This is a genomic window from Nocardia shimofusensis NBRC 100134 (assembly GCF_001613125.1).
GTDB classification, from domain to species: domain Bacteria; phylum Actinomycetota; class Actinomycetes; order Mycobacteriales; family Mycobacteriaceae; genus Nocardia; species Nocardia shimofusensis.
In genome coordinates this window covers 58,734-71,556 of sequence record NZ_BDBT01000010.1, presented here as the reverse complement: position 1 = coordinate 71,556, position 12,823 = coordinate 58,734, and the positions used below count along the sequence as shown (strand labels likewise).

The window sequence follows — 12,823 nt, the reverse complement described above, 5'->3', positions numbered from 1 at the left end:
CCGCTTGTCGCCGGTCGTTCGAACGCGATCGGGAACCGCGCTCCGGCGAACCCGGAGATCGATGTTGCCAGGTGGCGCAGTGATTCGGTCCCGCCGGCCCGGTCGGGCGGTTCCGCGGCGGTCGGGTGTGGTCCCTAGGATTGCCGGGGTGGAGATCCTCTTGGCCGTCCTGCTGCCCATCGCGATTCTGGCGGGCTGTTTGGTCGTGATTCGCGTCGTCCGGCAGAAGCAGCGTAGGGGCGCGCTCGGCGACCAGGCGCCGATCACCCACGGGGACTCGGTGATTCCGGCGGAGGACCCCGCACAGGGCGTCTCGGTGGAACATCATGCCGAACAGGTCGATGTAGTAGACCGGTCCACGAGGTCGGAGTAGGGCCTATCGGTCGGGCACTGAACGGCAGGGGTCCGACCGCTGTACAACGCTCCGGGGCGAGCAGGCCCGGCCGACTGCCTTCCGGACGCGACCCCGGGCTGTGCGTCTCGCTCCGTGAGCGAGTGTGAGCGCAGCAGTGGCGCTACCGTGGTGCGGTGCGGATGCGCTACGAGATCGAGGAAGACGACGAGTACACCACCGCGAAGGAACTCTTCACGCGACGGTGTGTGGCGTGGGCTGCCGAACGGGGGCATCCGGCCGACGCGCGCATCGTGGCGGCGACGCTGGATTCACGGCACATGAGTAGCGACGGCCGGTTGAATCACTGGACTGTTGCCGCCGTCCGGCGTGCTGTGCTCGAGTGGATTCCGGACACGTTCGAGGCTGACCCGCCGAGCCCCGAGCTGGCCGGGGGATCGGTGCGCACGGTGATCCGGTATCAAGCCGAGCACGGCTTGCTCGATCCTCGCGGGGAGGCCCTTGCCGAACTGGATGCGGCAGTGGAGGTGGCCGTCGGAGAGTATCCGGTGGCCGTCGCGGCCACGTCGCAGCTCGATGAATCCGACATCATGGCTCTGCTCGAACAGCTGGGCGAGTTCACCGGTGACGAGCCGGATCATGAGCGGAGGTTCGCGCAGTTGCCGATCGTCCTGCCCACCGACTCGGAGCTGGCGGCTCAGGCGGCGGACAGCGCGCTGGTCGGGCAGATGCGACGCCTGACCGAATGGGTGGGACCGCAGGGGCGGAAGCTGACCGCCCGCGGGTACCTGCGCGTGGCGGATGCTCGGGAACTGGTGGCGCTGCTGGATACCGGCGACGACGTCGAGGGTGTCCGCAGCAGCGCCGACCTTCCGCGACTCGGGTTGCTGGTGGCCTGGGCGCGCGAGGCGGGCCTGGTTCGGGTGGTCAGCGGTCACCTGCGCGCCGTGGCCAAAGCCCGGCCGCTGCTGTCGAATCCGGTGGCCTTGTGGCACAGGCTGTTCGACACGTTCTTCGACCTCGACTACGTCCTGTTCGCGGACGGGGGTCCCTTCGGCTGGTTGTGTGAGGACGTCGCGATCGATGTGCTCAACACCTTGTACAGCCTGCCTCATCCGATGCCGATCATCCGCCTGCAGCTTCCGGTGTGGCTGAGCTGGCAGGATCAGTTCTCATCCGTCGTCGAATCCCGGACAGATCTCGATGTCTACCGAGCCGGGTGTGATGCGGCTCTGGACACGATCCTGGAAACGCTGGCCGGGCTCGGTGCGGTCGAGCTGAGCATCGGTGTGCCGCACCCGGACTTCGGCATGGACCTCGACGACGCCTTCGCCTCGCCGTTCAGCGGGATCGAGTTCGACGCGAAGGAACTGCGTGCCTTGCGCCGAGATCTGCGCAAGGCGAGTCCGCTCGTTCGGCTCACCGGTCTGGGCGCCATCGCGGTCCGGCAGCGCATGCTCGCCGAGGGGCGCGAAGCGGGGGCCGTCGGTGAGCTCGCGGACGCCGATCCCGCGGGGTTGCTCGGCGTCGTCGCCGATCACTACACCGAGGAAGCCGCCCGGCTCGAGATCCAGGGCTGGCTGGCCCGGCACGATGACGATGTCGAAGCGCTGCTCGCGGCGGTGCACCGCTGTCCCTTCCGCGCCCGCGCCGCCGCGATGCTGCGAATGCTGATGATCGGCTTGCCGCAACGGCCCGAACTCCTCGCCGAGCTGCGAACCCATCCACAGCTGGGACCGCTCGCGGTCATGCTGATGGTGGAAGAAGGAGGGTTGGCCCACGACGACCTCGCTCCCGGTGAGGCCGACCTCGCGATGACGGAGAGTATCTTGACGCTGCTCGAGGTCGGGGGTCCTGACGAGGTCCGTGCTCAGCTGGGCCGGATTCCCGCAGCCGATCGTGCGGAATTCGCCGCGGTCATCCGCGCTGCCGGGCATCCCGCGACGGCGTCCGTCGCCGATCTCGAGGTGGTCTTGTCCGACGTGACCGGCGGGCGGGGGAGACATCTGCGATCGGTATGACGGCCGGACCCGACGTCGCGGAGTACGAGGCCGGGCGGGCAGAAGTGGAATTGCGGTTCATCGCACGATTCGAGAAGCCCGCCGCAGCCTGAGTTTCGAGCTCTGCCGAGTCGAGAGTGAGTAGCGGTAGTCCCCGGCCGGCGCGCAGGTTGTGTGCCGGCCGGGCTCGGCAGTGGGTTCAGCTACCGAAGCGGGCGAGGACCGCGGAGGCCTCCTGGGAGGCGGTGCCTTCCTCGGCGAGGTGCGCCATGACGGCGGGGATCTCGCGGCCGTGGTGGGCCATGGCCTGGGCGTAGAGGCGGCCGGCTCGGTAGGAGGAGCGGACCAGGGGGCCCGCCATGACGCCGGCGAAGCCCATGTCCTCGGCGGCCTTGGAGTGCTCGACGAATTCCTCCGGCTTGACCCAGCGGTCCACCGGATGGTGGCGGGGGGAGGGGCGCAGGTACTGGGTGATGGTGAGGATGTCGCAGCCGGCCTCGTGCAGGTCGCGCATGGCCTGGGTGACTTCCTCGGGGGTCTCGCCCATGCCGAGGATGAGGTTGGATTTGGTGACCAGGCCGGCGTCGCGGGCGGCGGTGAGGACCGACAGCGAGCGCTCGTAGCGGAACGCGGGGCGGATGCGCTTGAAGATGCGCGGGACCGTCTCCAGGTTGTGGGCGAGCACCTCGGGGCGGGCGTCGAAGACCTCGGCGAGCTGGGCGGGGTCGGCGTTGAAGTCGGGGATGAGCAGTTCGACGCCGGTAGCGGGGTTCAGGCGCTTGATGGCGCGGACGGTCTCGGCGTAGAGCCAGGCGCCGCCGTCGTCGAGGTCGTCGCGGGCCACGCCGGTGATGGTGGAGTAGCGCAGGCCCATCGCCTGGACGGACTCGGCGACGCGGCGGGGCTCGTCGCGGTCGAGGGCGGCGGGCTTGCCGGTGTCGATCTGGCAGAAGTCGCAGCGGCGGGTGCACTGCTCGCCGCCGATGAGGAAGGTGGCTTCGCGGTCTTCCCAGCATTCGAAGATGTTCGGGCAGCCCGCTTCCTCGCAGACGGTGTGCAGACCCTCGCGCTTGACCAGGCCCTTGAGTTCGCTGTATTCGGGGCCCATGGTGGCGCGGGTGCGGATCCATCGGGGCTTGCGCTCGATCGGGGTCTGCGCGTTGCGCGCCTCGATACGCAGCAGCTTGCGGCCGTTCGCTGTGGCGGGGGCCGGAGCAGCGGGGGTCGGGGCGGGGGTGTCGCCCTGCGATGCCGGAGTGTCGACTGAGGTCACCTGATCGACCTTACGCGCGTGCCCGATTCGGCTCGGGCGCCGGTGTGCGGGGGATGTCGTGCTCCCGAACCGGCAGATCGCCGTTGAGGGCCTGCACGATGGCCGTGGCGACCATGGGCTTGACCTCGGCGACGGTGACCTCGCGGTCCAGCTCGCGGGTGAGGGTGGTGACGCCCGCGTCGGGGATGCCGCAGGGCACGATCGCCTGGAAGCCGTCGAGGGCGGAATTGCAGTTCAAGGAGATGCCGTGCAGGGCGACGCCCCGCTGCACCCGGATGCCGATGGCGGCGACCTTGCGTTCGGCGAAGAACTCGGTGGCGGGCAGCCAGACCCCGGAGCGGCCTTCGACGCGGCCGACGGTCAGGCCGAGATCGGTGCAGACGCTGATCAGGGCTTCCTCGAGGCGGCGCACATAGTCGACGACGTCGACGGGCTCGGCCAGGCGCACGATCGGGTAGCCGACGAGCTGGCCGGGGCCGTGCCAGGTGATCTTGCCGCCGCGGTCGACCTGGACCACGGGGCTGCCGTCGATGGGCAGGTCGGCGTCCTCGGTGCGGCGGCCCGCGGTGAAGACCGACGGATGCTCGAGCAGGAGCAGACGATCGGAACCGGCGTTCTCGGCGCGTTCGGCGGCGATGGTGCGCTGCAGTTCCCAAGCGGCGTGATAGTCGATGAGACCGAGGTCCTCGACGACGACGGGTGCGGTGTCGAAGCGGGCGGACCCAGCGGTGCGCGTGTCGTTCACGATCACGACGTTACGCCCGGACGTGGAGGTGATCACAGCGACCCGCTGTGGTCGCCGCCACAGTGTTGCCGACCTGCGACAACGCCTCCCACCGCCCTCAGTCGCCCGCCGGCGGGAAGGTCAATTGCAGCAGGGTGAGATCGAGCCAGCGGCCGAATTTGCGGCCCACCTCCGGCATCCGGCCGACCTCGACGAAGCCGAACCGCTCGTGCAGGGCGATGGATCCGGTGTTGCCGGACTCGATGGCGGCGATCATGGCGTGCACGCGACCGGAGCCGCGCGCGCGCTCGATCAGTTCGGCGAGCAGGGCGGAGGCCAGACCGCGGCGCTGGAAACGCTCGGCGATGTAAACGGAATTCTCCACGCTGTAGCGGTAGCCGGCCTTCGGGCGGAACTGGCCGTAGTGGGCGTAGCCGGCGAACTCGCCGTCGACTTCGGCGATCAGGACCGGCATGCCCGCGGCGCGGCGATCGCGGAACCAGGTCAGGCGGTCGGCGGGATCGGCCTGCTCGACGTCCCAGAGAGCGGTGGATGTCGCGATGTTGGCGTTGTGGAGTTCGAGGATCGCGGGCAGGTCGTCCTCGGTGGCGTCACGAATGACGGTTTCGGGACGGGCGTGCGTGACGGTCAACGGGAACTCCAGCGATCGGCGGATTGCGGCCGTCCCCGATCATCGCCGGTCACGACGATCGCGAGCAAGGAGGGCTCGGTCACGCGGGCGTGACGGTCGACGTCGCGGACGCCCCCTGGGGGGTGGGAGCCGGGCTCAGCGCGCGCCGGGCTCCATGAGGGCGGCCAGTGCGGAGCCGATGGTGGGGTGACGGAATGGGTATCCGGCCCGCTCCAGCGCGGTCGGGATAGCGCGCGGGCCGCGCAGGATCGCCTCGTCGGCGAACTCGCCGATCACCGTGCGCAGGGCGACGGCGGGCACGATCAGCGGGGTCCGCCTGCCCAGCGCCCGGCCGAGGGCGTGGTTGAACTCGGCATTGGTGACCGGGGCGGGTCCGACGGCATTGACCGGGCCGTCGAGGGTGTCGTTGGTCAGGGCGAAGACGATCGCGCCGACCTCGTCTTCCAGGGAGATCCACGGGGTGTACTGGCGGCCGTTGCCGAGGCGCGCGCCGAGACCGAGCCGGTAGAGCGGGCGCAGCATGCTCATCATGCCGCCGTGCTGGGAGAGCACGACGCCACTGCGCAGCAGGATTGTGCGCACGCCCGCCGCGCGCGCGGGTTCGGTCGCGGCCTCCCAGTCCCGGCACAGGGTCGCCAGGAACCCGGTGCCGGGGGGAGTCGTTTCGTCGACGACACGATCGCCGGTGCCGCCGCCGTAGTAGTGCACGCCGCTGGCGTTGACCAGCACCGGCACGGCGGCGGCGGCCGCCGCGCCGGACAGCACATCGGTGGGTGTGATGCGGCTGTCGCGCAGCTCCTGTTTGAAGCTGCCGGTCCAGCGCCGTTGTCCGAGGCCCGCCCCGCACAGGTTCACCACCGCGTCGGCGCCACGCAGCGCCCGAGTATCGAGCTCGGCGCGCGCGGGATGCCAGGTGAACTCGTCGCGGGCCGCGATGGGACGGCGCACGAGACGGACGACGTCGTGTCCGTCCCTGCGCAACGCGGCGACCAGCGCCGTCCCGATCAACCCGGACGATCCGGCGATCACGACCTTCATCGGCGTACTACAGACCCAGATCGGCCTCGAACGCGGCCTCTTCGAGGCGGTGCCGGATCGTGGTCAGGAAGCGACCCGCGTCGGCGCCGTCGATGAGGCGGTGATCGTAGGTGAGGGGCAGGTAGCACATCGACCGCACGCCGATGGATTCGCCGCCGGTCTCGTCGGTCACCACCACCGGGCGCTTGACGATCGCGCCGGTGCCGAGCATGGCCGCCTGCGGCGGAACCAGGATCGGGGTGTCGAACAGCGCGCCCTGGCTGCCGATATTGGTGATCGTGAAGGTGCCGCCTGCCAGCTCGTCGGGCTTGAGACCGCCGTTGCGGGCCCGGTCGGCGATATCGGCGATGGCGCGGGCCAGCCCGGCCAGCGACAGGTCGCTGGCGTTGTGGATCACCGGGGACAACAGACCCTGCTCGGTGTCGACGGCGATGCCGAGGTGCACCGAGGCGTGGTAGGTGATCTCCTTGCTGTCCTCGCTGTAGGAGGCGTTGACGTTCGGGTGCACGCCGAGCGCCTCGACCACGGCCTTGGCGAAGAACGGCAGGAACGTCAGGTTGACACCCTCGCGCTCCTTGAACGCCGCCTTGGCCTGCGAGCGCAGCGCCGCGATCTTGGTGACGTCGGCCTCGTGGACCTGGGTGAGCTGCGCGGTGGTCTGCAGCGACTCACGGGTCTTGGTGGCCGTGATCTGGCGGATGCGGTTGGCCTTCTGCGTGGTGCCACGCAGGTGGGCCAGCTTGGCATCGGCCGCCGGGGCGGCGGGCGCGGCCGCGGCGGCCGGGGCCGGAGCGGTTGCCGCCGGAGCGGGAGCCGGGGCGGGCGCCTTCTTGGCCTCGGCCGCGGCGAGCACATCCTGCTTGCGGATGCGGCCGCCGACACCGGAGCCCTTGATGCCTGCCAGGTCGACGCCGTGTTCCTCGGCGAGCTTGCGCACCAGCGGAGTCACATACGGGGTGGAGTCCGAGTCGGCCGCGGCCGTCTTCTCCTGCGGCGCGGGGGCGGGCTGCTCGGCCTTCGGCGCGGGCGCGGGTTCCGGCTTCGGTTCGGGCTTGGGCTCGGGTTTGGGCTCAGGCTTCGGTTCGGGCTTCGGCTCCGGGGCGGGCTCGGGCTTCGGCGCGGGCGAGCCGCTGCCGATGATGCCGAGCTGGCCGCCGACGTCGACGACATCGTCTTCCTGAGCGGTGATCTCGAGCAGCGTGCCCGCGACCGGAGACGGGATCTCGGTGTCGACCTTGTCGGTGGAGACCTCGAGCAGCGGCTCGTCGACCTCGACCTGATCGCCGACCGCCTTGAGCCAGCGGGTGACGGTGCCCTCGGTGACCGACTCGCCCAGTTCGGGCATCTTCACCGGAGTGCCCTCGGCGGGGCCGGCCTGCGGCGCGGCCTGTTCGGCCTGCGCGGGTTCGGGTTCGGGCTCGGCGGCCGCGACTTCCTCGGCGGGCGGCTGCTCGGCCGGAGCTTCCGGGGCGGGAGCGGATTCCGCGGGCGCCTCGGCGGTAGCAGGTGCGTCACCTTCAGCGGAGATCACACCGAGTTCGCCGCCGATCTCGACGACGTCGTCTTCCTGGGCGACGATCTTCGACAGCACGCCCGCCGCCGGGGACGGGATCTCGGTGTCGACCTTGTCGGTGGAGACTTCGAGCAGCGGCTCGTCGACCTCGACCGTGTCTCCTTCCTGCTTCAGCCACCTGGTCACCGTTCCCTCGGTGACGCTCTCACCAAGAGCCGGCATCTGGACGGAGAAGGCCATGTCCGTTGACTCCTCTGACTGCTCGACGGGTTCTACAACAGTTGATCTTCCGCCGGGCGTCCACCGCGGTCGCGGCGAAAACCCGGAAAGCCGCGCCGATTACTGCGCGGCACCGGAGATCGGTGTGGTTCTTTGTACCGCCGACCATCCTTGCACTCGCCGCCGTGGCGCGTAGCACAGGGCGGTCAGTTGACCGCGAGCTGGCACTATGGAATCGACGCCGGTGAGAACTTTCACCGGGCCAGGAGGAGGTCGGCGCGGATGAGTTTGTGGAGGCGCCTGCGTGGTGCGATGGGCCGGGGCGGCGCCTCCGGCGTTTCGGGCGCGGACGCGCGGTATCTCGCCGAGTGGGTGCACACCCACACCGGCGTCGAGGGATACGTCGAGCCCAAGACGACGGTGACCGACGTGACGGTGGTGCTGGTCGCCGCGGACGGCGAGTGGACACGACGGATCGTCGGCGAGGCCGGAGCGCGGAAGCTGGCCGGTGACCTGCGAATTCCGGTCTACGACGTGGCGAAGACGGGCTATCCGCAGCGCATGCGCGACTTCGACGAACGCAAGCGCATCGAGCGCCGCCGGGCGTTCGAGGAGGAGTTGCGCGATCTGTGAATGCCGCACGGCGACTCGTGATTCCCCGAGTCGCCGTGCGGGTGTGTCACGGCGCTGCTGTCAGTGCGCCGAAGCTGTCACTGCTGCGCAGCGATGTCTTCGAGGACCGCGATGAGGGTGCGGACCGGAACGCCGGTGCCGCCCTTGCCGATGTAGCCGAACGGGCCGCCGGTGTTGTAGGCCGGGCCCGCGATGTCCACGTGTGCCCACTGGACGCCCTCGGGCACGAACTCCTTCAGGAACAGCCCTGCCGAGAGCATGCCGCCCCAGCGGTGCGGTGCGACATTGGCCAGATCGGCGATCTTGGAGTTGAGATCCTGGCGCAGTTCGGCGGGCAGCGGCATGGACCAGCCGTGCTCGCCGACCTCACGGGAGATCCGCGCCACCCGGTCGCGGAACTCCTCGGTGCCCATCACGCCGGGGGTCCGGGTGCCGAGAGCGACCATCTGCGCACCGGTCAGGGTGGCGACGTCGATGAGGAATTCCGGATCGTCCTCGCTCGCGCGCACGATCGCGTCGGCCAGGATGAGCCTGCCCTCGGCATCGGTGTTGAGCACCTCGACGGTGGTGCCGCCGTACTGGGTGAGCACATCGCCGGGGCGTTGGGCGGTGGACGACGGCATGTTCTCGGCCATCGGCACGGTCGCGGTGACCGTGATCGGCAGGCCGAGCCGGGCCGCCAGCAGGGTGGTGGCCACGACCGCGGCGGCGCCGGCCATGTCCGAGGTCATGTTCTCCATGTTCGCGGCGGGCTTGATGGAGATGCCGCCGGTGTCGAAGGTGATGCCCTTGCCGACCAGCGCGACCTTGCGCTCGCCGCCCGCGTAGACCAAACGCACCAGCCGCGGCGGGCGCGAGGAACCCTTGCCGACGCCGAGCACGCCACCGTAACCGTGCTCTTCGAGGGCCTTCTCGTCCAGTACCTCGACCTCGAGACCGGCGGCACGGCCCAGTGTCTCGGCGCGGGCGGCGAACTCGGCCGGGTAGAGGTGGCTGGGCGGGGTGTTGACGAAATCGCGCGCGGTGGCGACGGCCTCGGCGACCAGCGCGGCGCGGATCAGTTCCGCCTCACCGAAATCGGGGGTGGGGACCAGCAATTCCACACGCGCCAGCGGACCCTCGTCGGCCTTGGGCGCGGATTTGGCCGAACGGAACGGGGTGAAGGTGTAGGCGCCGAGGTAGAAGCCCTCGGCGGCGGCGCCCAGATCCAGGCCGCCCAGTGTGGTGGCGACGAGTTCGGTGCCGCTGAGCGAGCGCGCGGCCACACCGGCGCTGCGGCGGATCTGTTCGGCGTCGATCTTCTCGGCCGCGCCCAGGCCGACCGCCAGCACGCTGGTGACATCGTCGAGACCGGCGGGGGCGGGCACCCGGGTCAGTTCCTCGGCCTTGCCCTTGGCGCCGACCGCGCCGAGGGCGTCGAGCAGGTCCGCGCGCACCTGCTCGGTGAGCACGTCGCCGAAGAGGTCGTCGGGGGCGATGGACGGACCGTTCTCCGAGGACGTCAGCCCGATCACGAGCACGTCGGTGTCCGGGCTCAGTGATTCGGTACGCGCCAATTCGGGTCCGAGTGGGCGATCTGCAACAGCGGTCATGGTCACAGGCTATTCGGTCGGTTCCGCATCGTGCAGCGGACGTCCGGGCGTGTGGTGGGTGGCGTGGCGGTACGCGATGCCGTCGAGGAGCAGGTCGAGGGCGCGGGTGAGCAGGTCGTCGAGATCGAGGGCGCCGGCCGGGGCGAGGGCACGGTACAGCGTGGGCCGGGTGTCGGGCGTGAGGAAGTCCGCCGGCTCCTCCGGTGATGTCGAGCTCCCGGAACCGCTGCCGAGGGAACCGGCTTCGCGCCGCTCACGATCGGAGACCGACAGCAGGGCGAGCCCCTGGACGAGTCCGGACAGGGCGAGGTAGGTGGTGAGCATCTCCTCGCCCGGAACGTCGAACCGGTCGAGGGCCGTGAAGGTGCGTTCGAGGGTGTCGAACAGGGACGGACCGAGCGGGGGGCGGGTGCGCGCCAGAACCGGCAGCATCCAGGCGTGGTCACGGTAGAGACGCCATTCGCGGTGCGCCTCCTGCGCCAGGGCGGTGCGCGGATCGGTGGGGGCGGGGTGTGGGCGCCGCGTGTGTTCGGCGATGACCAGTTCGGTCATGGCCGACAGCAGGGCTTCCCGGTCCTGGTAGTGCCGGTAGAGCGCGGCGGTCGTCACGCCCAATTCCCCTGCCAGGCGGCGCATGGTGAGTCCGGAGAGACCGTCGCGGTCGGCCAGGGCGACCGCGACGCGGGCGATCGCCACCCGGGTGAGTCGCTCGGGGCGCGGCGGCCTGCGTTCGGCGGGGGCTCCGGCGGCGCGCAGTGCCCGGCGGGTGCGGTAGGCGCGGGCCTGGCAGGAACGCGAACAGTAGCGGCGGGGCCGCCCGCGGTTGGGAAAGTCCAGGCGACGGCGGCAGACGGCGCACTGCCGAACTCGTGCGTCCGCCGCATCGCCCGCCGGCCTCCGGTCGCTGCGGTCGCTGCTGTCACCGCGCGAGCCTCGACCGTCGGAGGGGTGACGCTCGCCGGGTTTCGACACACGAACAAGTGTGACGAAAGTGTGGAAAAGCGATAGGGGTCTCCCTACTTTGGCGTGCGGAACAGCGTTCACAACGGGAGGTAGGGGAATGGATCGGATGCGTGTCAGACGGGCGGCGGCCGCCGATGTCGAGGCGGTCGGCCGGGCGTACGCGGCGGGTGCGCAGGACGAGGTGGTGACAGCCTGGGTGACCGAGGGCTATCCGGACGTCGCGACGGCCTTCCGTGCCGAGCACGCGCCGAAGGTGATCGAACGGGCAGTGCGCGAGGACGAGGTGTGGATCGCGGGTCCGGGCGAGGAGGTGTGGTCGGTCTCGGTGTGGCACCACGTCACCGCGGTGGACCGATACGAGGCCGAGGCTCGGGAGACCGCGGAAATGGCCTCGAGGGCACAGCAGATGCGCCCGATGGTCCGGCTGGCGGCGGTGACCGAGCTGGTCGCGCAGAGCCATCCACGCGAATTCCCGCATCGTTACCTGCAATCCATCGTGACCGTGCCGGAGCACCGGGGGCAGGGCGCGGGTGCGGCGATCCTGACCGCGCGGCTACCCGCGGCGGCCGAGCCGGTGTACCTGGAAGCCAGCACGCAGCGTTCGGCCGCACTGTACGAACGCTGCGGTTTCGTGCGGACCGGGCACACACTCGCACTGCCCGAGGGCGGCCCCGTACTGATCCCCATGTGGTTTCGCGGGCGCTCACCGGTGCCGGATGCGCAGACGTCCGCGGGCTAAGCTCGGCGGCATGACCGACCTGTTGCGCGGACCTGTCCACGATGTGCACGTCGAACTGGGGGCGACGTTCGCGGAATTCGGCGGCTGGCAGATGCCGGTGTCCTATGCGGGCACCGTGGGCGAGCATCAGGCCACGCGCACCGCGGTCGGGCTGTTCGACGTCAGCCACCTCGGCAAGGCGACGGTGGCCGGGCCGGGCGCGGCGCGGTTCGTGAACGCCGTGCTCACCAACGATCTCGGCCGAATCCGGCCGGGCAAGGCGCAGTACACGCTCTGTTGTACCGACGACGGCGGCGTGATCGACGACCTCATCGCCTATTACGTCGGCGACGAGGAGATCTTCCTGGTGCCGAACGCGGCGAACACCGCGACGGTCGTGCGGCGGCTGGCGGAGGCCGCGCCGGAGGGCGTCACGGTGACGGATCAGCATCGCGAATACGCGGTGTTCGCGGTGCAGGGACCGGGCGCGGCGGCGGTGCTCGACGCGCTCGGCCTGCCCTCGGAGATGGAGTACATGGCCTTCGCCGACGCCGAGTGGGACGGTCGCCCGGTCCGGGTCTGCCGCACCGGCTACACCGGTGAGCACGGCTACGAGGTGCTGCCGCGCTGGGCCGACGCCGAGGTGGTGTTCCGTGCGCTGACCGAGCGGGTGAAGGCCGTGGGCGGGCAGCTCGCCGGACTGGGGGCGCGCGACACCTTGCGCACCGAGATGGGCTACCCGCTGCACGGACACGAACTGTCCACCGAGATCTCGCCGGTGCAGGCGGGGGTCGGCTGGGCCGTCGCCTGGCGCAAGCCGGAGTTCTGGGGCAAAGCCGCACTGGAACAGGAGAAGGCGGCGGGACCGCGCCGAACCCTGCGGGGGCTGCGCGCACTGGATCGCGGTGTGCTGCGGCAGGGGCAGAGAGTGCTGCGTGACGGCACGGAGATCGGGCAGACGACCTCGGGCACCTTCTCACCGACCTTGAAGATCGGCATCGCGCTGGCGCTGATCGACACCGCGGCCGGGATCGAGCCGGGCGCGGAGGTCGAGGTGGATGTGCGCGGGCGCCGACTGCGCTGCGAAGTGGTCAAGCCGCCGTTCCTGTCGCCGCGCACCTCCTGAAACGCCACCACCGGGACGCG

The 12,823-nt window shown here is 70.5% G+C and carries 12 protein-coding genes; 5 read left to right on the top strand and 7 right to left on the bottom strand.

Translation table 11 applies throughout. The features are described from left to right. Positions 1-148 precede the first annotated feature (148 nt). On the top strand, positions 149-373 hold the full coding sequence (locus NS3_RS13350) for a hypothetical protein (protein WP_157101310.1): 225 nt from the start codon (positions 149-151) through the stop codon (positions 371-373). Positions 374-528: 155 nt separating this feature from the next. Next, positions 529-2,373, top strand: coding sequence for a hypothetical protein (locus tag NS3_RS13345; RefSeq protein WP_157101309.1), 1,845 nt, complete (start codon positions 529-531; stop codon positions 2,371-2,373). A gap of 178 nt (positions 2,374-2,551) precedes the next feature. On the opposite strand, the gene lipA is transcribed toward NS3_RS13345, so the two are convergent. From lipA to sucB, 5 genes are all read right to left on the bottom strand, one after another. Next, complete coding sequence (gene lipA, locus NS3_RS13340; RefSeq protein WP_067859065.1) at positions 2,552-3,625, bottom strand: lipoyl synthase; 1,074 nt, start codon at positions 3,623-3,625, stop codon at positions 2,552-2,554. Between the two features lie 10 nt (positions 3,626-3,635). Next, complete coding sequence (gene lipB / locus NS3_RS13335; protein ID WP_067859492.1) at positions 3,636-4,370, bottom strand: lipoyl(octanoyl) transferase LipB; 735 nt, start codon at positions 4,368-4,370, stop codon at positions 3,636-3,638. A 97-nt stretch (positions 4,371-4,467) separates the two neighbouring features. Continuing rightward, a complete protein-coding gene (locus tag NS3_RS13330; protein WP_067859062.1) occupies positions 4,468-5,001 on the bottom strand; it encodes a GNAT family N-acetyltransferase in 534 nt (177 codons plus the stop codon). Between the two features lie 135 nt (positions 5,002-5,136). Next, positions 5,137-6,039, bottom strand: coding sequence for a TIGR01777 family oxidoreductase (locus NS3_RS13325; RefSeq protein ID WP_067859059.1), 903 nt, complete (start codon positions 6,037-6,039; stop codon positions 5,137-5,139). A 7-nt stretch (positions 6,040-6,046) separates the two neighbouring features. Then, a complete protein-coding gene (sucB, locus tag NS3_RS13320; RefSeq protein WP_067859056.1) occupies positions 6,047-7,792 on the bottom strand; it encodes a 2-oxoglutarate dehydrogenase, E2 component, dihydrolipoamide succinyltransferase in 1,746 nt (581 codons plus the stop codon). 261 nt (positions 7,793-8,053) lie between these two features. On the opposite strand from sucB, the gene NS3_RS13315 reads away from it, so the two are divergent. Then, positions 8,054-8,404, top strand: a complete 351-nt coding sequence (locus NS3_RS13315) for an oxidoreductase (RefSeq protein WP_067859054.1) — start codon at positions 8,054-8,056, stop codon at positions 8,402-8,404. Between the two features lie 77 nt (positions 8,405-8,481). On the opposite strand, the gene NS3_RS13310 is transcribed toward NS3_RS13315, so the two are convergent. Then, a complete protein-coding gene (locus NS3_RS13310; RefSeq protein WP_067859490.1) occupies positions 8,482-9,996 on the bottom strand; it encodes a leucyl aminopeptidase in 1,515 nt (504 codons plus the stop codon). Between the two features lie 9 nt (positions 9,997-10,005). Further along, on the bottom strand, positions 10,006-10,968 hold the full coding sequence (locus NS3_RS13305) for a TetR/AcrR family transcriptional regulator (protein WP_084495477.1): 963 nt from the start codon (positions 10,966-10,968) through the stop codon (positions 10,006-10,008). 97 nt (positions 10,969-11,065) lie between these two features. Between NS3_RS13305 and NS3_RS13300 the strand changes: the two genes are divergently transcribed. Together NS3_RS13300 and gcvT are read left to right on the top strand one after the other, a co-directional pair. Further along, entirely contained in the window at positions 11,066-11,698 is a 633-nt protein-coding gene (locus tag NS3_RS13300; protein ID WP_084495506.1) for a GNAT family N-acetyltransferase, read from the top strand. 10 nt (positions 11,699-11,708) lie between these two features. Beyond that, entirely contained in the window at positions 11,709-12,803 is a 1,095-nt protein-coding gene (gene gcvT / locus NS3_RS13295; RefSeq protein WP_067859047.1) for a glycine cleavage system aminomethyltransferase GcvT, read from the top strand. Positions 12,804-12,823: the final 20 nt, after the last annotated feature.

What these genes read in the sequence shown, in the direction of transcription:
- gcvT (WP_067859047.1), top strand. Translation starts at nt 11,709, where the DNA reads ATGACCGACCTGTTGCGCGGACCTGTCCACGATGTGCACGTCGAACTG.
- NS3_RS13315 (WP_067859054.1), top strand. Translation starts at nt 8,054, where the DNA reads ATGAGTTTGTGGAGGCGCCTGCGTGGTGCGATGGGCCGGGGCGGCGCC.
- NS3_RS13325 (WP_067859059.1), bottom strand. Translation starts at nt 6,039, where the DNA reads ATGAAGGTCGTGATCGCCGGATCGTCCGGGTTGATCGGGACGGCGCTG.
- sucB (WP_067859056.1), bottom strand. Translation starts at nt 7,792, where the DNA reads ATGGCCTTCTCCGTCCAGATGCCGGCTCTTGGTGAGAGCGTCACCGAG.
- NS3_RS13310 (WP_067859490.1), bottom strand. Translation starts at nt 9,996, where the DNA reads ATGACCGCTGTTGCAGATCGCCCACTCGGACCCGAATTGGCGCGTACC.
- NS3_RS13300 (WP_084495506.1), top strand. Translation starts at nt 11,066, where the DNA reads ATGCGTGTCAGACGGGCGGCGGCCGCCGATGTCGAGGCGGTCGGCCGG.